We start from the raw sequence: 19,475 nt of genomic DNA on the forward strand, positions 1-19,475 counted from the left end.
ATATCCGATGCGTGCGTCTCCTGCGGGGGAATTCGCCGAACGGTGCGGACGTGGCACCGCCACGCGGGCGTGCCAGGATTGGCCCATGACCAACGGAACACTTGTGTTGCTCCGCCACGGCGAGAGCGAATGGAACGCGATGAACCTCTTCACGGGGTGGGTGGACGTCCACCTGACCGACAAGGGGATCGCCGAGGGCAAGCGGGCCGGTGAACTGCTCGCCGAGCACGATCTCCTGCCGGACGTGCTCTACACGTCGCTGCTGCGCCGCGCCATCAGCACCGCCAACTACGCGCTCGACGCCGCGGATCGGCACTGGATCCCGGTCGTGCGTGACTGGCGCCTGAACGAGCGGCACTACGGCGCGCTGCAGGGCAAGAACAAGGCGGAGATCAAGGCGGAGTTCGGCGACGAGCAGTTCATGCTGTGGCGCCGCAGCTACGACACCCCGCCCCCGCCGATCGAGGCCGGCAGCAAGTACAGCCAGGACAGCGACGTCCGGTATGCGGACGTCGACGAGGTGCCGCTCACCGAGTGCCTGAAGGACGTCGTCGAGCGCCTGATCCCGTACTGGGAGGAAATCATCTCCCAGGACGTGCGGGCCGGCCGGACCGTTTTGATCACGGCTCACGGCAATTCGCTGCGTGCTCTGGTCAAGCACCTCGACGGGATCTCCGACGAGGAGATCGCCGGGTTGAACATCCCCACCGGCATCCCGCTGCGCTACGACCTCGACGAGAACTTGCGACCGCTGAACCCGGGTGGCACGTACCTCGATCCCGAGGCGGCCGCGGCGGGGGCCGCCGCCGTCGCCGGTCAGGGCGGCCGGTAGTTCCCGGGGGCCGCGGGCGGCTGCCCGCGGCCCCGGGGAAACGGGCGGTGAACACGCGGCAAATGCTGTGAACATGCGGTGTGACGTGCGGCGGAATGCCCCGACCCGCTGTCACCACCACGCCGCGCCTACGTACGATTCGAGACGTGACTGTTGCGCAGGCCGTGCTGCTCGCCGGGGCCGCCGTCCTCGGTGCCGTGTCCGCGATCGTGCTCATGCGGCTCCTTCGGCGCCGGTCCGCCGACCGCACGGACGCCGACCTCACCATGGCGCAGGTCCTCGATCGCGTGGTCTTCGGCGCGGACACGGGCATCGCCGTCGTCGACCGTTTCCACGACGTCATCCTGTTCAACCCGCGTGCCGAGGAACTCGGCCTGGTCCGCAACCGGCTCGTGGAGGACTCGGCCTGGGCGGCCGCCACGCGCGTCCTCGAGACGGGTGAGCCCACCGAACTCGACCTCACCGCGAAGACCCCTCGCGGTCGTGAGCGTGTGGCGGTGCGCTGCGTCGCGCGGCGTCTGCTCGACGACGACGCGCGCTTCGTCGCCCTGTACGCCTACGACGACTCGGAGCAGGTCCGGATGGAGGCCACGCGCCGGGACTTCGTCGCCAACGTCAGCCACGAACTCAAGACCCCGGTGGGCGCGATGGCCCTGCTCGCCGAAGCCCTGCTCGAATCCGCCGACGACCCGGAATCCGTGCGGCACTTCGGAACCCGGCTGCAGAGCGAGGCCAACCGGCTCGGCAACATGGTGACCGAACTGATCGCGCTCTCGCGCCTGCAGGGGGCCGAGAAGCTGCCGAACCTCGAGGTGGTCGAGGTCGACGACGTCGTCGAGGAGGCGCTGCGCCGCACCCGCCTGACCGCCGAGAACGCGCAGATCACCGTCACCACCGACGCCGCCAGTGGCTACGAGGTCCTCGGCGACCAGACGCTGCTCGTCACCGCGCTGGCCAATCTGATCGAGAATGCGATCGCCTACTCGTCTCCGGGTTCGCCGGTATCGGTCAGCCGGTCCCTGCGCGCGGGCAAGGTCGCGATCGCGGTGACCGACCGCGGCATCGGGATCGAGAAGGAGGACCAGGAGCGCGTCTTCGAGCGGTTCTTCCGGGTCGACAAGGCCCGCTCCCGCGCCACCGGTGGCACCGGTCTCGGGCTGGCGATCGTCAAGCACGTCGCCGCCAACCACAACGGGGAGATCCGGTTGTGGAGCCAGCCGGGAACCGGGTCGACGTTCACCCTCCTCATCCCGGCCTGTTCCGCCGATCCCCGCGAATCCCACGGTGCCTCCCCGCGCCACGAGGGCGGGCCCGCACTGACGGTGGAGCGATGACGGGGGAGCCGTGACGACCATGCCGACACCTACGACGAGAATCGGAAATGAGCCGGATGCACCAGGTGACAAAGGGTACGGAGGACCAGCAGTGACGCGTGTGCTGATCGTGGAGGACGAGGAATCGCTGGCGGATCCGCTCGCGTTCCTGCTGCGCAAGGAGGGCTTCGAGACCACCGTCGTCGGCGACGGACCGTCGGCGCTCGCGGAATTCGACCGCGCCGGCGCGGACATCGTCCTGCTGGACCTGATGCTGCCCGGCATGAGCGGCACCGATGTCTGCAAGCAGCTGCGCACCCGGTCCGGCGTGCCGGTGATCATGGTGACCGCGCGCGACAGCGAGATCGACAAGGTGGTCGGCCTCGAACTGGGGGCGGACGACTACGTCACCAAGCCGTACTCGGCGCGCGAACTCATCGCCCGCATCCGTGCGGTGCTGCGCCGCGGCGGGGAGAGCGACGCCGAGGCGACGCAGGACGACGGGATCCTCGAGGCCGGGCCGGTGCGGATGGACGTGGACCGGCACGTCGTGCACGTGGCCGGCAATCCCGTCACGCTGCCGCTCAAGGAGTTCGACCTGCTGGAGTACCTGCTGCGCAACTCCGGCCGGGTGCTCACGCGCGGTCAGCTGATCGACCGGGTGTGGGGTGCCGACTATGTCGGCGACACCAAGACCCTCGACGTTCACGTCAAGCGGCTGCGCTCCAAGATCGAGGCCGACCCCGCCAAGCCGCAGCACCTGGTCACGGTCCGCGGCCTGGGCTACAAGCTCGAAGGGTAGGGGTCCGCCTACGGGGTGCGCTCGGCGGCGGCCGTCGTCGCGGGATGCACGGCGATCAGGCCCAGCCCCTCGCGACGACGGCACAGCCGCGCGAGTTCCTCGTAGGCGGCGTCGCCGATCAGCTCACGCAGCTCCGGTGCGTACGACTGCCACACCGGCGCGGCACCCACGTGGGCGTCCGGCGAGCCGGAGCAGTACCAGTCCAGGTCGTGGCCGCCCTCGCCCCAGCCGCGCCGGTCGTACTCGGTGACGACGGTGCGCAGCACCTCGGTGCCGTCGGGCCGCTCGACCCAGTCCTGGGTGCGGCGGATCGGCAGTTGCCAGCACACGTCCGGCTTCACCTCGAGGGGCTCGATGCCGCGTCGCAGCGCCATCTTGTGCAGCGCGCAGCCGATGCCCCCGGCGAAGCCCGGCCGGTTGAGGAAGATGCACGCGCCCTTGTAGCGGCGAGTGCGCAGGGCCGGTTCGTCCTCGAGGTCGTCCTCCTCGAGATAGCCCTTCTTGCCGAGTCCCTTCGGCATCAACTGCCAGTCCTCGGGCGTGAGATGTCTCACGGCGGCGTCCAGCTTGGCGCGATCGTCGTCGTCCGACAGGAACGCGCCGTGCGAGCAGCATCCGTCGTCCGGCCGGCCGGCGATGATGCCCTGACACGCGGGCGTGCCGAACACGCAGGTCCAGCGGGAGAGCAGCCACGTCAGGTCGGCGGCGACGACGTGCTCGCTGTTGTCCGGGTCGATGAACTCGACCCATTCGCGCGGGAAATCGAGGGGAACTTCGGGGGCCGGGACCTGCTTGTGGGCGGCACCGGGCATACCTGCTGTCACAGGACCCGACGGTAGACCCAGTACCGTATGTATGTGCGCCTAGGGGTACTCGACGTCGGAAGCAACACCGTTCACCTACTCGTGGTGGATGCTCATCGCGGTGGCCATCCCACCCCCATGAGCTCGACGAAGGCGACCCTGCGCCTGTCCGAGAACATCGACGACCGCGGTGACATCACCCCCCAGGGCGCCGACCGGCTGGTCGAGACGGTCGCCGACTTCGCCGGCATCGCGCGTACCTCCGGGTGCGAGGAGCTGATGGCCTTCGCAACCTCGGCGGTGCGCGATGCCACCAACTCCGACGCGGTGCTCAGTCGCGTCCGCGCCGAGACCGGCGTCGCACTCGAGGTGCTCTCGGGGGTGGACGAGGCCCGGCTGACGTTCCTCGCGGTGCGGCGGTGGTACGGCTGGAGCGCGGGACGCATCCTGTGCCTGGACATCGGCGGCGGCTCCCTGGAGCTGACCTTCGGGGGCGACGAGGACCCCGACGTCGCGTTCTCACTGCAGCTCGGTGCCGGGCGCCTGACCCGGGACTGGCTGAGCGAGGACCCGCCCGGCAAGCGGCGCGTCGCGGTGCTGCGGGACTGGCTCGACGCCGAGCTCGTCCGGCCCGCCGAGGAACTGCGGGCGGCCGGCGTTCCCGACCTGTGCGTGGGGAGCTCGAAGACCTTCCGCACCCTCGCACGGCTGACCGGTGCCGCCCCCTCGTCGGCGGGCCCCCGGGTGCGGCGCACCCTGACCGCCGCCGGGTTGCGTCAGCTCATCGCATTCATCTCCCGCATGACGGCTGCGGACCGTGCCGAGCTCGAGGGCGTGAGCTCCGACCGGTCGCAGCAGATCGTCGCCGGTGCCCTCGTCGCGGAGGCCGCCATGCGCGCGCTGGGAGTGGAAACGCTCGATATCTGTCCCTGGGCCCTGAGAGAGGGGCTCATTCTCCGCAAGCTCGACACCGAGATGGGGGGCGAACTGATGGTGGTTTCGCAATGACGGACGGCAACAGCACCGACACCGGGCAGATCTCCGTCGCGGAGCTGCTGGCCCGTAACGGCCAGAAGGTGAATTCCCGCGCCGGCGGACGCCGCCGCCGCGGCGTCAGCGGCGGCATCTCGGTCGCGGAGCTGACCGGGGAGATTCCCGTCACCGTCCCGGAATCGGCCCAGACGTCGAAGGCGGGAGTCCCCGAGACCGAGGATTCCGAGACTGCCGCGCCCGAGACCGCTGTCCCCGAGACTGCCGTCTCCGAGGCCGAGGACTCCGGCGCCGGCGTCCCGGAGGCAGCGCCGGTCGTGTCCGCTCCGCCGAAGGCGCAGACGCCGGAGCCGTCGAAGGCGCAGACGCCGGAGCCGTCGAAGGCGCAGACGCCGGAGCCGCCGAAGGCGCAGACACCGGTGGCGGCCGAGGCGGACCGCCGCGAATCCCGGCGCCCCGAGGCCGAGTCGTCCGGGCCCGAGACCCCGGTCCCTACGTCCCTGCACCGGACGCGCGAGGAGTCGGCGGCCGAGCCGGTGCCGCCGGTGAAGGTCGAATCGCCGACCGAGATCATCCGTCCGGCCGTCCTGCCGCGACGGGCGCGGGCGCACGCCGAGGTGGCCGCGAATGCGCCGGCGCGGCCCGCCGACACGCCCGAACCGAGGCTGCTGTCCGGCCCCGCGAGCGACCTGCGGGGCAGCAGCGACGACACCGCCGACGGCGAGACCGAGACGATCGGCAAGGCCGTGGCCGCGGACGAGCAGGACGCGGAGCAGCGGGAGAAGCCCGCTTCTCGTCGCGGCGCTGCCGCGTCGGCGGAGACCCCGTCCGCGGCAGAGGCCCCGTCCGACACCGGAAAGTCCCGCGGCGCGATCGCCCAGTGGGCGTGGCTGATCGGCGAGGGCATCGTCGCGATCGTCGCGGGCGCACTGCTGTTCAAGGGGTTCGAGCAGCTGTGGGATGTGTTGCCGTGGGTGGCGTTCGCACTTGCCCTGCTGGTCATCGTCGGTCTCGTGGCGATGGTGCGTATCCTCCGCCGCACCGACGACATCGCGAGCCAGCTCATCGCCCTCGCCGTGGGTGCCTTCGTGACATTCGGTCCGCTGTTGTTCCTGCTGCCCACCGGCTGAACCGGCCCGTCGTCATGAGCACTCTGTCGCGAGAGATCCTGGTCGGACTGTCCACCGCCTCGGTGTACCCGGAGAACACCGAGGCGGCCTTCCGCTACGCGGCCGAGCTCGGCTACGACGGCGTGGAGCTGATGGTCTGGGCGGAGTCGGTGAGCCAGGACGTGCGTGCGGTGCAGGCGCTGGTGCGCAAGTACGGCATCCCGGTGCTGGCGGTGCACGCGCCGTGCCTGCTGATCTCGCAGCGCGTGTGGGGTCCGGACCCGGCCGCGAAGCTCGAGCGTTCGGTGCGAGCAGCGGAGGCGCTCGGGGCCGCCTCGGTGGTGGTGCATCCGCCGTTCCGGTGGCAGCGCCGGTACGCGGAGGGCTTCGCGGATCAGGTCGCGGACCTCGAGGACCGCAGTCATGTGGTCGTCGCGGTGGAGAACATGTACCCGATGCGCGCCGACGTGTTCTTCGGTGGCCGCGACCGCACCGCGCAGCGCATGAGACGACGGGGCGGGCCCGGCCGGGCGGTATCGGCCTTCAGCCCGTCGATCGATCCCACCGACACCGGCTTCGCGCACTACACACTGGACCTGTCGCACACGGCCACGGCGGGGATGGACGCGATGGCTCTCGCCGAGCGGATGGGCAGTGGTCTGGCTCATCTGCACCTCGCGGACGGTCACGGTGCGTCGACGGACGAGCATCTGCTCCCGGGCGACGGTGGTCAGCCGTGCGAACAGGTGTGCCGGCTGCTGGCCGAGAGCGACTTCTCCGGGCACGTCGTTCTGGAGGTCAGTACCCAGGGGGCGCGCACACGGTCCGCGCGGGCGGGCGCGCTGACCCGGTCGCTGGCCTTCGCGCGCGAGCATCTGCACCGAGCCCCCCGCCTGGCGATCACCACCGGGCCCGAGCATCCGCGTGCGACGACGATCGAGCAGGTGCACCCGTCAGGCCAGAGCACCGATTCCGGCGCCGAGAACCACGACTCCTGAGATCGTCACGCCGGCGGCGAGGGCGGCGGCGCCGAGCCACACACAGGCGATCATGGCGCCCGGCCGCTGGGGGTCGCGGCCGAGTACGGACAGGAAGAACCCGGCGGGAATCAGGATTGCCGAGCCGAGCACTGCGATCGCGCCCGCGGCGTCCCATCCGGGTGAGGCGCCGACGGCGTCGGTGAGTACGGCGACCAGCAGTCCCAGGGTGACGAGGACGCCGGCGTGGGCGTGACCGGCGCGGAAGAAGGACTTCTGCAGATCGTTGGCCGGCACGTGCCCGCCTGCGACGCGCAGCAGGAAGGTGCCGCCGAAGGCGATCCCGGTGACGGTGAGCAGGGTGGCGCCGAGAGCGATGACGAGTACGGGATGCACGGAACCCTCCTCGCGGAGTATTGGATAGTTGCAGTATCCAATACTGGATAGTTGTACTATCTGTTGTCAAGAGGAGGTGGCGGTGCGGATCTCGGAACTGGTGGACCGGACGGGTGTCCCCCTGGCGACCGTGAAGTACTACCTGCGCGAGGGACTGCTGATGCCGGGCGAGGCGACCAGCGCCACCCAGGCCCGGTACGACGAGCGGCACGTCCGGCGCCTCGCTCTGATCCGTGCACTCGCCGCCCAGGGGCTGCCGCTGCCGCGCATCCGCGAGATCGTCCGCCTCCTCGACGGCACCGACGAGTCGCTGTTCGTCGCCCTCGGCCGAGCCATCGCAGCGCTGCCGCCCTACCCACCCGACGAGCCCGCATCCCACGACTATCCGCGCGCCCGGCGCGTCCTCGAACGGCTCGCTCAGCTCTACGACCCGAGGTTCGCCGCGGTCGCCCAGCTCGAGCGGGCCCTCGCCGCCCTCGATTCCGCCGGCCTGTCGATGAGCGACGAGCGCATCGACGTCTACGGACGGCACGTGCTCGGCATCGCCGAGATCGACATCGACCTGCTGCCCACCCGGTCCCGGGAGGCGACGGTCGAGGCGGCGGTCCTCGGCACCGCCCTGTACGAACCTGTCCTCACCGCGATGCGCCGGCTCGCACACCAGCACCTTGCCGCTCGGCGCTTCACCGAGTCCGGCGCCCCGGACGGACCCGTCCCCGAGTCACCGGACGGACCCGTCCCAGAGCCACGGGACGGCCCCGTCCCCGAGCCACCGGATGGACTCGACGCGAAGTCACCGGACGGATCCGTCCCCGATTCACAGGAGCAGCAGTGACCGACACCGTGCCAGATTCCGGCAACCACCCGTTCCGCGACCTGACGACGCTCGACGCCGCCGGCGACGACCGCTGGCTCGCCCACATCGCCCCGATCTGGACGATCGGCCCCAAGGTGCACGGTGGCTGCATGCTCGCCGTGTGCGCCGCGGCGGCCCGCTCGGCGGCGCAGGCGGCGGGATCCGATCCGGCGGCGCAACCTCTTGCGGTCAGTGCCGGGTTCGTCGCCGCCCCCGACCCGGGCGACGTCCAGCTCACCACCACCGTCCGCAAGCTCGGGAAGCAGGTCGGGCTCGTCGACGTGGAGCTCTCGCAGGGGGACCGGGTCGCGGTCCGTGCCTCGGTGACGCTCGGCAGGCCCGACGCGGGCGAGCCGCGGTATGCCACTGCCCATCCGGTCGCCGCACTGTCGGTGCAGCCACCCGACGGCGCGCCCCTCATCGGCCCCGGCCATCCGATGGCCCAGGTGGTGAACCTGTGCGCGGGCGCCGACCTCGTCGTGGACGAGACCAGTGCCCGCTTCCTCGCAGGAGAGCAGGGTGAACCGGTCGTGCGGATGTGGGCGCGGCCGTGGGCGGGGGACGAGGCCGACGTCGACACCGCCGCGCTGTTCGCGCTCATGGCCGGGGACATCTCCGCGCCGGTCACCATGAATCGGGGCCTGTTCGGCTGGGCGCCGACGGTGCAGCTCACCGCGTATCTGCGGCGACTGCCGGCACCCGGCTGGCTGCGGATCATGGCCGACAGCACGGTCCTGGGTAACGCCTGGTTCGAGGAGGACCACACCGTCGTCGATGCCACCGGCGCCGTCGTCGTCCAGAGTCGTCAGCTCGCGATGGTCCCGCGCTGATCGTCAGGGGGGTGCGGACCCCGGCAGCGGCCGTGGCAGGCTGTTGCCCATGACGAGAATTGCGGTGATCGGTGGCGGCAGGATCGGTGAGGCGCTGGTCTCGGGGCTGCTGCACAGTGGATTCGCGACCAAGGATCTGGTGGTCGTCGAGAAGTTCCCGGCGCGGAGCGAGGAGCTCACCGCCGAGTACTCGATCCGGGTCACCGACTCGATCGCCGACGCGGCCGAAGGCGCGGACGTGCTGGTGATCGCGGTCAAGCCGGGCGACGTCGACGTCGTGCTCGCCGATCTGGGCAAGGCCGACCTCGACAGCGAACGCGAGAAGCTGCTGATGTCGCTGGTCGCCGGCGTGCCCACGTCGCGGTACGAGAACCGGCTGCCGGCCGGATCGCCGGTCGTGCGGGTCATGCCCAACACCCCGATGCTGGTGGGGGAGGGCGCGAGCGTGATCGCCGCCGGCCGGCACGTCAAGCCCGACGATCTGGCGCTGGCACGCCAGGTTCTCGAGTCGGTGGGGACCGTGACGGTGGTACCCGAGTCCCAGATCGACGCGGTGACCGCTGTGTCCGGTTCGGGTCCGGCGTACTTCTTCCTCGTCGCCGAGGCGATGATCGACGCGGGCGTCGCCCTCGGTCTGACGCGGGCGACGACCACCGAGCTCGTGGTGCAGACGATGACCGGCTCGGCGGCCATGCTCGCCCGGTCGGGGGAGAACGCCGCCGACCTGCGCGCGGCGGTGACATCGCCGGGTGGAACCACCGCGGCGGCGATCCGGGAACTGGAACGTGGCGGCGTGCGGACGGCGTTCTACGAGGCGCTCGCGGCGGCCCGGGAACGCTCGGCCGCACTCGGTTCGTCCGCTGATTGAGGAAATTGGTCGTGCGCATCGTCGCACGGGAACCATTGGTCACGCTAAGCTCGATTGAGCACGTGCGTGTCTGTTCCGCCGGAGGGGAAGCCGGCGGCGCGGGACGTGCCGGAGGTGTGTAATGGTATCTGGAAGCAAACCGTCGAAGGGTCAACCCGAGGACGGTCAGTCGGTTCTCTCCGGCACCCAGTTCCTCACCGTCGCCGAAGTGGCGGCGCTGATGCGGGTGTCGAAGATGACCGTGTACAGGCTGGTGCACAGCGGGGAACTGCCCGCCGTGCGAGTGGGACGTTCGTTCCGTGTGCACGCCAAGGCCGTGCACGATTACCTGGAAACGTCCTACTTCGACGTCGGCTGAGCGGTCGTCGGCCGCAATCGGAGCCCGGAGCGGACCTCGGTTTCACTAGTCGAAACCCGCCCCGGTACGATTGCTTGTCGTCGTACCGGCCACCCGGTGTCGTGAGGCGCTGAGCTCGTCACCACGCGGCCCAGCGTCGACTACAGGCGTACGTCACCGGCGTGCGCGCAGGAACGCTAGAGAGAACGTGAGGGAAACCCTGATGGGTTCTGTGATCAAGAAGCGCCGTAAGCGCATGTCGAAGAAGAAGCACCGTAAGCTGCTCCGCCGCACCCGAGTGCAGCGTCGTAAACTCGGCAAGTAGATCGATTCCCCGATGCCCGTCACCCGTGTGGTGGCGGGCATCGAGCGTCTGGGTCGGCGGGCCGTCGAGGATCGCCCGCAGAACGCCCGATCCGGGTGGTACGCGGGGTTCGGGTGGCCGAGGACGAAAGTCCCCCATCGAAGTCTTTCCGGTGATCGGTTACTCCGGTGTAATGCTTTGTTGCGAAAGTCACCGTATCGTGAGAGACCGAAGTGACAGCAGGGGGTGAGTGGGTGAGTTCGGAGATCGACGGAATCGACCCGCCGAGGGTGGCTCTGGTCACCGGCGCGAGCCGATTCCTCGGGGGGTACCTGGTCACCCGTCTGGCCCAGCACCCCGGCGTCGAACGCGTCATCGCGGTCGACACCCAATCGCCCACCAAGGACATGCTGCGGCGCATGGGCCGCGCCGAGTTCGTGCTCGCCGACATCCGCAACCCGCTCATCGGCAAGGTCATCCGGAACATGGACGTCGACACCGTCGTCCACACCTCCACCCTCACCAAGGCGCCGAAGTCCGGCAGTCGCGCCGCGATGAAGGACATGAACGTCCTCGGTGCGATGCAGTTGTTCGCCGTGTGCCAGAAGACCCCGTCCGTGCGACGCGTCGTGCTGCGCTCCTCGTCGGTGGTGTACGGGTCGAGTGCGAAGGACCCCGCGAAATTCACCGAGGAGATGAGCGCGCGCCGCCGGCCGACCGGCGCTTTCGCCCGCGACATGATCGAGGTGGAGGGTTATCTGCGCGGGATGGCACGCCGGCGACCGGACATCGCCGCGACGATCCTGCGCCTCGCCCCGACGGTGGGCAACCATCTGCCCGGCTCCGTCTCGCGGTACCTCACCTCACCGATCGTGCCCACCATTCTCGGCCGCGATGCCCGGTTGCAGCTGCTGCACGAGGAGGATGCGCTCTCGGCGCTCGAACGCGCCACCGTCGCCGGACAGGCCGGGACCTACAACGTCGCCGGGGACGGCATCGTGATGATGTCGCAGGCCGTGCGGCGCGCCGGCGGACTGACCGTGCCGATGCCCTACGGCTTGTTCCGCACCGTCGGGCAGGCGCTGATGGGGCCGGTGATGAAGTCGTTCAACAAGGAAGAACTCGACTACTTCCACTTCGGGCGCGGGCTGGACACCACGCGGATGCGCACCGAACTCGGCTTCGAGCCGAGGTGGACCACGAGGCAGGCTCTCGACGACTACGCTCGCAGCGTCGGGCTGCGGCAGGTCGTCAGGACGGAATGGGTCGATCGAACCGAGTCGATCCTGCTCTCGGCGCTCGGAGAGCGGATGGAGGCGCGATGACAGAAGTGGCCAAGGTGATCCCACTCCACGGGGGAGCGGGGTCGGCACGACGGGCGGGTGCACGCCCGGGCGCCGGTTCCGGTCACCCGTCGACCTACGGCTCCCCGATCCCACCCGAACGGCCCGCAGCGCCGGTGCAGGAGACGGCGGCGGACGGGTTCCTCGACGACCTGCGGCACAAACTGGTCGGACAGATCACCGGCACCGCCGAGTTCCTGCGGCGACGGATCACCGGCGACTACGAGGTGGACGACTTCGGCTTCGACCCGCACTTCACCGACAACGTCCTGCTGCCGGCGCTGCGGCCGCTGTTCGAAAAGTGGTTCCGTGTCGAAGTGCGCGGCATCGAGAACATCCCGGCCGACGGGAGCGCGCTGATCGTCGCTAACCATGCCGGCACCTTGCCGGTGGACGCATTGATGACTTCCGTTGCGGTGCACGACCTCGCCCACCGTCCCCTGCGCATGCTCGCGGCCGACCTCGCCTTCGGCATGCCGGTCGTCGGGAGCGTCACCCGCAAGGCGGGACACACTCTCGCGTGCCATCCGGACGCCGAGCGGCTCCTGCGCGAGGATCAGGTGGTCGCGGTGTTCCCCGAGGGGTACAAGGGTCTCGGCAAGCCGTTCAGTGAACGCTACAAGCTGCAGCGGTTCGGGCGTGGGGGCTTCGTCTCGGCCGCGCTCCAGACCAAGGCACCGATCGTGCCCTGCTCGATCGTCGGTTCGGAGGAGATCTACCCGAAGATCGCCGACCTGACGTCCATCGCCCGGCTCCTCGGCCTTCCGTACTTCCCGATCACCCCACTGTTCCCGGCGCTCGGCCCGCTGGGCATCGTGCCGCTGCCGTCGAAGTGGTACATCGAGTTCGGTACGCCGATCGCCACCGACGTCTACGACGATGCCGCGGTGGAGGATCCGATGGTGTTGTTCGAGGTGACCGACCACGTGCGGGAGACCATCCAGCAGACGCTGTACCGGTTGCTCACCAAACGGCGCAACGTGTTCCTCGGTTGAGCCCGGCCGTCACGCCGCGGAGTCGCGGCGACGGCCGAGAGCGGCGGCGAGCGCGCCCCCCGCGGCGCCGAGGGCCAGCGCCGTCGGAACTCCGATGCGCGCCGCCTTGCGGGCCGTGCGGAAGTCCCGGATCTCCCATCCCCGGGTCTTCGCGAGTTCCCGCAGGTCGGCGTCGGGATTGACGGCGACCGGCGTGCCGACGAGCGAGAGCATGGGGACGTCGTTGTGGCTGTCGGAGTATGCCGTGCAGCGCTTGAGGTTCAGGCCCTCGCGGATCGCCAGGGCCCGCACCGCGTGCGCCTTGCCCAGGCCGTGCAGGATGTCGCCGACGAGACGGCCGGTGAACACGCCGTCCTCCGACTCGGCGACGGTTCCGAGGGCACCGGTCAGGCCGAGGCGCTCGGCGATGACGTTCGCCAGTTCGACCGGGGTCGCTGTCACCAGCCACACCTGCTGCCCGGCGTCGAGGTGCATCTGTGCCAGCGCACGGGTACCGGGCCAGATCTTGTCCGCGATGATCTCGTCGTAGATCTCCTCGCCGAGACGGGCCAGCTCCGCCGTGGACCGGCCGGCGACGAACGACAGCGCCTTCTCGCGGCCGCTGGCGACGTCGTCCGAGTTCTCCTTGCCGGTGACCCGGAACTTGACCTGCTGCCAGGCGAATTCGGCCAGGTCGGACTTGGTGAAGTAGTCGCGGGCGGCGAGTCCGCGCGCGAAGTGGATGATCGACGCGCCCTGCACCATCGTGTTGTCGACGTCGAAGAACGCGGCCGCGGTGAGGTCCTGCGGAACGGGGGTCGTCGAGACGTCGACGGGCTCGGCCTCGGTGCGAGCCTCCTGCAGGGCGAGCGCGGCGTCGGCGCTCGCCTGTCCGGCGAGGTTCGCGCGAACCTCGGTCTCGCTGGGGCCGAACTTGCTCAGCAGCCGGGGCCGGCCGGGCCGGATCAGGCCGGCCAGGGTCTCGCTGACGCGACCGGCCAGGTTCTCGCCGAATCCCCAGCCGTGTGGCACTGGACGTTCCGGCACCTGCACCTCCCTGTTGCGCGACGGCCGCGCCGTCGAGTGCTGCCGGCCGGGTTTGCCGGCGGCCGGCCGTCGTGTGTGGCAGACCGCTTCAGCCTAGCCCGCGCGGTGCCCCGCTCCGCGCGTTGCCGCATGTGGACCGGGGGTGTGACATTCGTCTCGGCGGGGTATGACGCACAGTTGACCCATGAGCGAACACCTGCCCGGGCCGTCCGCCGCACCCGGCGCCCGTCACGAGATCACCCTCCTCGTCCGAGCCGGCTGCAGCGCCTGCGCTCCCGCCCTGACGCTGCTCGAGCAACTGTGCGACGAGCTCGGCGCGGTCCTGACGTGCATCGATGTCGATCGGGCCGCCTCGACGGATCCCGACCTGCGTGCCGAATTCGGCGATCGTCTGCCGGTGGTGCTGCTCGACGGCCGGGAGCACAGCTACTGGGAGGTCGACGAGCCGCGATTGCGGGCCGATCTGGCCGGTTGAGCGCCCCCGGGCGGAACCGTGGTGCAGGTGAGAAGCACATTCGGGGCCGTTCGAGCAACTTTGTGCAGGGCTTCACAAGCGGTTACCGTGGTGTGAACGAATCCCCCGGATCACCGTGAGGACCGACGTGTACCCGTCGGCCGGACGAGGAGCCACGAACGTGACAGAGCTGCACCCCCCGCAGGGCGATGCCGCCCGCGGCGGCGTCGCCGAAGTCGACGGGGGTGCGTCTCCCGGGGTCCCCGTGCGGGACATCCCCCAGGCTACTGTGACGCGTCTCGCGACGTACCTGCGGGTCCTCGGAATGCTCGCCGACGAAGGCACGCTCATCGTCTCGAGCGAGGAACTCGCCACCGCATCCGGGGTCGGTTCCGCGAAACTCCGCAAGGATCTGTCCTTCCTCGGACCCAACGGGGTGCGTGGCGTCGGGTACGACGTGCTGCGCCTGCAAGCCCGCATCGAGAACGCGCTCGGCCTCGACCGAGGGCACCGCGTGGTCCTCGTCGGTGTCGGCAATCTCGGCCGCGCGCTGGCCGGGTACTCGGGGTTCGACCGCCGCGGCTTCACGATGGCCGGACTGTTCGATGCCGACCCGGCGCGGGTGGGCACCCGGGTGGGGAACCTGACCATCCGGCACGTCGACGGGCTCGAAGCGGCCGCCCGCGAACTCGCTGCCACGATCGGTGTCATCGCGACCCCGGACGACGCTGCTCAGGGCGTATGCGACCGGCTGGTGCGTTCCGGCGTCCGGTCCGTGCTGAGCTTCGCCGCGACACCGCTCGAGGTGCCCGGCCACGTCGAGGTCCGGCGAGTCGATCTGTCCGTGGAAATGCAGGTCCTCTCGTTCCACAGTGCCCGCAACGACGCGCCGGTGGACGGCAGTCGTGCCGGCCTGCCCGATATCTGCCAGGTCGCGTCGGGCGAAGGACGCCGGGCCGCGACCGGCGCGTCCCGGCTCACCGCCCAGAAGGCGAGCGCAACCGGGTTCACCGCATCAGGAAAGCCGAGCCCCGTGGCCTCGGCAGCGACAAGAAACGGATCGGTGATTGCGCCGTGAGTGTTCTCCTCGTCGGGGTCTCGCACAGGACCGCGCCCGTCTCGGTGCTCGAAAAGGTGGCCGTCACCGACACCGACCGACCCAAGCTCACCGACAAGATGATGGCCTCCGGCCACATCTCGGAGGCGATGATCGTCTCCACCTGCAACCGGGTGGAGATCTACGCGGTGGTCGACGCGTTCCACGGCGCGCTGGCCGACGTGAGCGAGCTCATGGCCGAGCACTCGGGCCTGACCCTCGTGGATCTGCACAAGCACGCGTACGTGCGCTACAGCGAGGCGGCCGCCGAGCACCTGTTCGCCGTGGCCAGCGGCCTCGACTCGATGGTGGTCGGTGAGCAGCAGATCCTCGGCCAGATCCGTACCGCCTACGCGAGCGCCGACGCCCAGCAGGCTGCCGGCCGGGCCCTGCACGAGCTGGCTCAGCAGGCGCTGCGCGTGGGCAAGCGAGTGCACAGCGAGACCGGCATCGACGCGGCGGGTGCGTCCGTGGTGTCGGTGGCACTGGACAAGGCCGCGACAGTGCTCGACGGTCTGGCCGGCCGCACCGCCGCCGTGATCGGTGCGGGCGCGATGGGCGGACTCGCCGTCGCGCACCTCACCCGTGCCGGGATCGCGCGCATCGTGGTGGTCAACCGGACCCGTGAGCGCGCCGAGCGGCTCGCCGAGACCGCCCGCGGCAACGGCATCGAGGCAGATGTGCTGTCGTTCGACCGGCTCGCGGCCGCGTTGTCGCAGGCCGACGTGGCCGTCACCTGCACGGGTGCGGTCGGTACGGTCGTCACCCTCGCCGACGCGCACCGGGCCCTCGCGCAGCCCGAGCGGAGCACCCGACCGCTGGTGATCTGCGATCTCGGCCTGCCGCGCGACGTGGAGCCGGCCGTCTCGGGTCTGCCCGGCGTCACCGTCTTCGACATGGAGTCGCTGCAACGCGATCCCGCGGCCGGTGCCGCCGCCTCCGACACCGACGCGGCTCGCTCGATCGTGGCCGCCGAGCTGGCCGACTACCTCGCTTCCCAGCGTCTGGCGGAGGTCACCCCCACCGTCACCGCGCTGCGTCAGCGCGCCGCCGAGGTCGTCGAGGGCGAGCTGCTGCGGCTCGAGTCCCGGCTGCCGGGACTCGACGACGGCCAGCGCGGCGAGGTGGCCCGCACGGTGCGCCGCGTCGTCGACAAGCTGCTGCACGCACCGACGGTGCGCGTCAAGCAGCTGGCGTCCACTCCGGGCGGCGACCAGTACGCCGAGGCGCTGCGCGAGCTGTTCGAATTGCGTCCGGGTGCTGCCGAGGCCGTCGCCACCCCGGTGGCGAAGGAACTCGGCGCGCTCCCCGACGTGACCGGCGCGACCGACCTGTCGGCCGCGCTGGATCCAGCCGTCACCACGGAACTGCGGTCGCCCCGGAAGCAGCCGCCCGGGGCGCTGGGAGCTTCTCGAGAGGAAAGGCAGGCATGAGCGCCGAGGTCGCATCGGATACCCGGATCGAAACCGGAACCGGCAGCCGCACGCTGCGGATCGGAACGCGCGGCAGCCTGCTGGCGACGACGCAGGCGGGCACCGTCCGGGATGCGCTGATCGCCGCCGGCCATCCCGCCGAGCTGGTCGTCATCACCACCAAGGGCGACGTCACCGCGGGCCCGGTCGAGCGGATCGGTGTCGGCGTCTTCACCGCCGAGCTGCGGGAGGCGCTGCTCGCCGGCGACGTCGACCTGGCCGTGCATTCGTACAAGGACCTTCCGACCGCGCAGGATCCGCGACTGGTGATCGCGGCCGTGCCGCCGCGGGAGGATCCGCGCGACGCGCTCGTCGCCCGCGACGGACTGGTCCTCGGCGAGCTGCCGCCGGGCTCGCGTGTGGGCACCTCCGCGCCGCGGCGGCGTGCCCAGCTCGCCGCCATGGGCCTGGGCCTCGACATCCGGCCGCTGCGCGGCAACATCGACACCCGGCTCGGGAAGGTTGCGTCCGGCGAACTGGACGCCATCGTCATTGCGCGCGCGGGACTTTCGCGTATCGGCCGCCTCGACCGGATCACCGAGTCCCTCGAACCGGTGCAGATGCTGCCGGCGCCCTCCCAGGGTGCCCTCGCGGTCGAATGCCGCGCGGAGGACACCGCACTGATCGAGATCCTCGCCGGTCTCGACGACCGCGCCAGCCGCGCGGCGGTCGTCGCCGAACGGGCGCTGCTCGCGGAGCTCGAGGCCGGCTGCACCGCCCCCGTCGGGGCCGTTGCCGAGGTCGTCGAGTCCCTCGACGACGACGGCCGCGTCATCGAGGAACTGTCCGTGCGCGGCTGCGCCGCCGCGCTCGACGGCTCGGACGTGCTGCGCGCCAGCGCCGTCGGCGCCACCGGACGCGCCGAGGAGCTGGGCCGGGCGGTGGCTCGCGAGTTGCTCGATCTCGGTGCGCGCGAGCTGATGACCAGCCGGGGGGACGACGCGCCGGAACAGGGCACGGCCGATGTTTGACGCCTTCCGTCCGCACCTCAGGTTTCCCTTTACCGCAGATTCGACCGCACTGGAGAATGACCGATGAGCCGAGTCCGTAAGCACAATCCCGGACGGATCCTGTTCGTGGGAGCTGGGCCGGGCGACCCGGCTCTGCTGACCGTGCGCGCCCGCGACGTGCTCGCGGGTGCGACGATCGCCTTCACCGACCCCGACGTCGACAGGGGGGTGGTGGCGCTCGTGGGCACCACCGCCGGCCGGGACGCGGAGACCGGGGAGCCCCTCGCCGAGGTGCGTCCCGCACTGGGTGAGCCCACCGAGGTCGCCAAGACCCTCGTCGCGGAGGCGAAGAACGGCCACGATGTCGTGCGCCTCGTCGCCGGCGACCCGCTGACCACCGACTCGGTGATCGCCGAGGTCAACGCCGTCGCCCGCACCCACGTGGTGTTCGAGGTCCTGCCGGGCCTGACGCCCGGCTCGGCCGTGCCGAGCTACGCCGGCATGGCGCTCGGCTCGTGCCACACCGAGGTCGACGTGCGCGGCGAGGTGGACTGGGCGGCGCTCGCCGCCGCGCCCGGCCCGCTGGTGCTGCACGCCACGTCCGGTCATCTCGCGGAGACTGCCAGCGCCCTCGTCGAGCACGGGCTCGCGCCGCAGACCCCGGCGGCGATCACCGTCCGTGGCACGACACGGCAGCAGCGCACCGTCGAAGCCACCCTCGCCACGCTCAACGACGCCGGCTCCGAACTCGTCGGCCCGCTCGTCGTCACCGTCGGCAAGATCGTCGCGCAGCGCGGCAAGCTCTCGTGGTGGGAGTCCCGCGCCCTGTACGGCTGGACGGTGCTGGTGCCCCGCACCAAGGAGCAGGCCGGGGAGATGAGCGAGCGGCTCGTCACGCACGGTGCGATCCCGATCGAGGTGCCGACCATCGCGGTGGAGCCGCCCCGCAGTCCGGCCCAGATGGAGCGGGCCGTCAAGGGACTCGTGGACGGCCGCTACCAGTGGGTGGTGTTCACCTCCACGAACGCGGTGCGCGCGGTGTGGGAGAAGTTCGAGGCCTTCGGACTCGACGCTCGCGCCTTCTCGGGTGTGAAGATCGCGTGTGTCGGGCAGGCGACGGCGGACAAGGTGCGCTCGTTCGGGATCACCCCCGAGCTGGTGCCCTCCGGTGAACAGTCCAGCGAGGGGCTGCTCGCCGAATTCGCGCCGTACGACGACGTTTTCGATCCGGTCAACCGAGTGCTGCTGCCGCGCGCCGACATCGCCACCGAAACCCTCGCGGAGGGTCTGCGCGAGCGAGGCTGGGAGATCGACGACGTGACCGCCTACCGCACGGTGCGGGCGGCACCGCCGCCGGCCGAGACCCGCGAGATGATCAAGACCGGTGGGTTCGACGCGGTGTGCTTCACCTCGTCGTCGACGGTTCGGAACCTCGTGGGTATCGCGGGTAAGCCGCACGCGCGCACCATCGTCGCGTGCATCGGGCCGAAGACCGCGGAGACCGCGATCGAGTTCGGGCTGCGGGTGGATGTGCAGCCGGAGACCGCGCAGATCGGTCCCCTGGTGGAGGCGCTCGCCGAGCACGCCGCCCGGTTGCGGGCCGAGGGCGCACTGCCGCCGCCCCGCAAGAAGTCCCGCGCCCGCCGCTGACCCCCCGTGCGCGGTTCCGGTAGCCACCGCTACCGGAACCGCGCACGGCTTGCCTGCCTGGAAGGTGAGTAC

General features: G+C 70.7%; 21 protein-coding genes. 18 read left to right on the plus strand and 3 right to left on the minus strand.

What is annotated here, in order from left to right:
- Positions 1 to 85 precede the first annotated feature (85 nt).
- The 3 genes from QYS60_RS14075 (at position 86) to QYS60_RS14085 (ending at position 2,947) form a co-directional block, all read left to right on the plus strand.
- Positions 86 to 832 carry a phosphoglyceromutase gene (locus QYS60_RS14075; RefSeq protein ID WP_371383463.1) on the plus strand — a complete coding sequence of 249 codons (747 nt, stop codon included), beginning with the start codon at positions 86 to 88 and terminating at the stop codon, positions 830 to 832.
- A 146-nt stretch (positions 833 to 978) separates the two neighbouring features.
- Positions 979 to 2,166: a cell wall metabolism sensor histidine kinase WalK gene (locus QYS60_RS14080; RefSeq protein ID WP_003937541.1), complete on the plus strand. Its 1,188-nt coding sequence runs from the start codon at positions 979 to 981 to the stop codon at positions 2,164 to 2,166.
- A gap of 91 nt (positions 2,167 to 2,257) precedes the next feature.
- Positions 2,258 to 2,947, plus strand: a complete 690-nt coding sequence (locus tag QYS60_RS14085; RefSeq protein WP_054373335.1) for a response regulator transcription factor — start codon at positions 2,258 to 2,260, stop codon at positions 2,945 to 2,947.
- Positions 2,948 to 2,955: 8 nt separating this feature from the next.
- Here QYS60_RS14085 and QYS60_RS14090 read toward each other — a convergent pair whose 3' ends face one another.
- A complete protein-coding gene (locus QYS60_RS14090; RefSeq protein WP_003937543.1) occupies positions 2,956 to 3,759 on the minus strand; it encodes a hypothetical protein in 804 nt (267 codons plus the stop codon).
- A 45-nt stretch (positions 3,760 to 3,804) separates the two neighbouring features.
- Between QYS60_RS14090 and QYS60_RS14095 the strand changes: the two genes are divergently transcribed.
- The 3 genes from QYS60_RS14095 to QYS60_RS14105 are packed head-to-tail and all read left to right on the plus strand — an operon-like array spanning position 3,805 to position 6,847.
- Positions 3,805 to 4,758 carry a Ppx/GppA phosphatase family protein gene (locus QYS60_RS14095; RefSeq protein WP_081608759.1) on the plus strand — a complete coding sequence of 318 codons (954 nt, stop codon included), beginning with the start codon at positions 3,805 to 3,807 and terminating at the stop codon, positions 4,756 to 4,758.
- Positions 4,755 to 5,870: a hypothetical protein gene (locus tag QYS60_RS14100; RefSeq protein WP_371383464.1), complete on the plus strand. Its 1,116-nt coding sequence runs from the start codon at positions 4,755 to 4,757 to the stop codon at positions 5,868 to 5,870. Before QYS60_RS14095 ends, QYS60_RS14100 begins: the two co-directional genes overlap by 4 nt.
- Before the next feature lie 14 nt (positions 5,871 to 5,884).
- On the plus strand, positions 5,885 to 6,847 hold the full coding sequence (locus tag QYS60_RS14105; protein WP_003937546.1) for a sugar phosphate isomerase/epimerase: 963 nt from the start codon (positions 5,885 to 5,887) through the stop codon (positions 6,845 to 6,847).
- Here QYS60_RS14105 and QYS60_RS14110 read toward each other — a convergent pair.
- On the minus strand, positions 6,803 to 7,222 hold the full coding sequence (locus QYS60_RS14110; protein WP_371383465.1) for a hypothetical protein: 420 nt from the start codon (positions 7,220 to 7,222) through the stop codon (positions 6,803 to 6,805). The two genes, QYS60_RS14105 and QYS60_RS14110, sit on opposite strands and share 45 nt — an antisense overlap.
- 82 nt (positions 7,223 to 7,304) lie before the next feature.
- On the opposite strand from QYS60_RS14110, the gene QYS60_RS14115 reads away from it, so the two are divergent.
- The 7 genes from QYS60_RS14115 to QYS60_RS14145 all read left to right on the plus strand — a co-directional run bounded on the left by QYS60_RS14115 (position 7,305) and on the right by QYS60_RS14145 (position 12,755).
- Positions 7,305 to 8,057 carry a MerR family transcriptional regulator gene (locus QYS60_RS14115; protein WP_289377848.1) on the plus strand — a complete coding sequence of 251 codons (753 nt, stop codon included), beginning with the start codon at positions 7,305 to 7,307 and terminating at the stop codon, positions 8,055 to 8,057.
- Positions 8,054 to 8,908, plus strand: coding sequence for a thioesterase family protein (locus QYS60_RS14120; protein WP_289377849.1), 855 nt, complete (start codon positions 8,054 to 8,056; stop codon positions 8,906 to 8,908). The genes QYS60_RS14115 and QYS60_RS14120 overlap by 4 nt, the downstream gene beginning before the upstream one ends.
- A gap of 49 nt (positions 8,909 to 8,957) precedes the next feature.
- Positions 8,958 to 9,776 (plus strand): pyrroline-5-carboxylate reductase, encoded by an 819-nt coding sequence (gene proC / locus QYS60_RS14125; protein ID WP_289377850.1) that lies wholly within the window; start codon positions 8,958 to 8,960, stop codon positions 9,774 to 9,776.
- 121 nt (positions 9,777 to 9,897) lie between these two features.
- Positions 9,898 to 10,134, plus strand: coding sequence for a helix-turn-helix domain-containing protein (locus QYS60_RS14130; RefSeq protein WP_003937551.1), 237 nt, complete (start codon positions 9,898 to 9,900; stop codon positions 10,132 to 10,134).
- Positions 10,135 to 10,336: 202 nt separating this feature from the next.
- A complete protein-coding gene (locus tag QYS60_RS14135; protein WP_003402602.1) occupies positions 10,337 to 10,438 on the plus strand; it encodes a 30S ribosomal protein bS22 in 102 nt (33 codons plus the stop codon).
- A gap of 233 nt (positions 10,439 to 10,671) precedes the next feature.
- Positions 10,672 to 11,742, plus strand: a complete 1,071-nt coding sequence (locus QYS60_RS14140; RefSeq protein WP_054373339.1) for an NAD-dependent epimerase/dehydratase family protein — start codon at positions 10,672 to 10,674, stop codon at positions 11,740 to 11,742.
- Positions 11,739 to 12,755, plus strand: a complete 1,017-nt coding sequence (locus QYS60_RS14145; protein WP_040782987.1) for a lysophospholipid acyltransferase family protein — start codon at positions 11,739 to 11,741, stop codon at positions 12,753 to 12,755. The genes QYS60_RS14140 and QYS60_RS14145 overlap by 4 nt, the downstream gene beginning before the upstream one ends.
- 9 nt (positions 12,756 to 12,764) lie before the next feature.
- Here QYS60_RS14145 and QYS60_RS14150 read toward each other — a convergent pair whose 3' ends face one another.
- Positions 12,765 to 13,781, minus strand: coding sequence for an HAD family phosphatase (locus QYS60_RS14150; RefSeq protein WP_040783074.1), 1,017 nt, complete (start codon positions 13,779 to 13,781; stop codon positions 12,765 to 12,767).
- A 184-nt stretch (positions 13,782 to 13,965) separates the two neighbouring features.
- Here QYS60_RS14150 and QYS60_RS14155 point away from each other — a divergent pair, with 184 nt between their 5' ends.
- From QYS60_RS14155 to QYS60_RS14175, 5 genes are all read left to right on the plus strand, one after another.
- On the plus strand, positions 13,966 to 14,256 hold the full coding sequence (locus QYS60_RS14155; protein WP_371383466.1) for a glutaredoxin family protein: 291 nt from the start codon (positions 13,966 to 13,968) through the stop codon (positions 14,254 to 14,256).
- Positions 14,257 to 14,416: 160 nt separating this feature from the next.
- The gene (locus QYS60_RS14160) at positions 14,417 to 15,313 is read left to right on the plus strand and encodes a redox-sensing transcriptional repressor Rex (RefSeq protein ID WP_193788768.1); all 897 of its coding nucleotides are present in this window, start codon (positions 14,417 to 14,419) and stop codon (positions 15,311 to 15,313) included.
- Positions 15,310 to 16,764, plus strand: a complete 1,455-nt coding sequence (locus QYS60_RS14165) for a glutamyl-tRNA reductase (RefSeq protein ID WP_371383467.1) — start codon at positions 15,310 to 15,312, stop codon at positions 16,762 to 16,764. The genes QYS60_RS14160 and QYS60_RS14165 overlap by 4 nt, the downstream gene beginning before the upstream one ends.
- On the plus strand, positions 16,761 to 17,774 hold the full coding sequence (hemC, locus tag QYS60_RS14170) for a hydroxymethylbilane synthase (protein WP_371383468.1): 1,014 nt from the start codon (positions 16,761 to 16,763) through the stop codon (positions 17,772 to 17,774). Before QYS60_RS14165 ends, hemC begins: the two co-directional genes overlap by 4 nt.
- A gap of 63 nt (positions 17,775 to 17,837) precedes the next feature.
- Complete coding sequence (locus QYS60_RS14175) at positions 17,838 to 19,403, plus strand: bifunctional uroporphyrinogen-III C-methyltransferase/uroporphyrinogen-III synthase (protein ID WP_003937559.1); 1,566 nt, start codon at positions 17,838 to 17,840, stop codon at positions 19,401 to 19,403.
- The last annotated feature ends 72 nt before the right edge of the window (positions 19,404 to 19,475 follow it).

The organism is Rhodococcus sp. GXMU-t2271 (assembly GCF_041414735.1).
Taxonomy (GTDB): Bacteria; Actinomycetota; Actinomycetes; order Mycobacteriales; family Mycobacteriaceae; genus Rhodococcus; species Rhodococcus indonesiensis.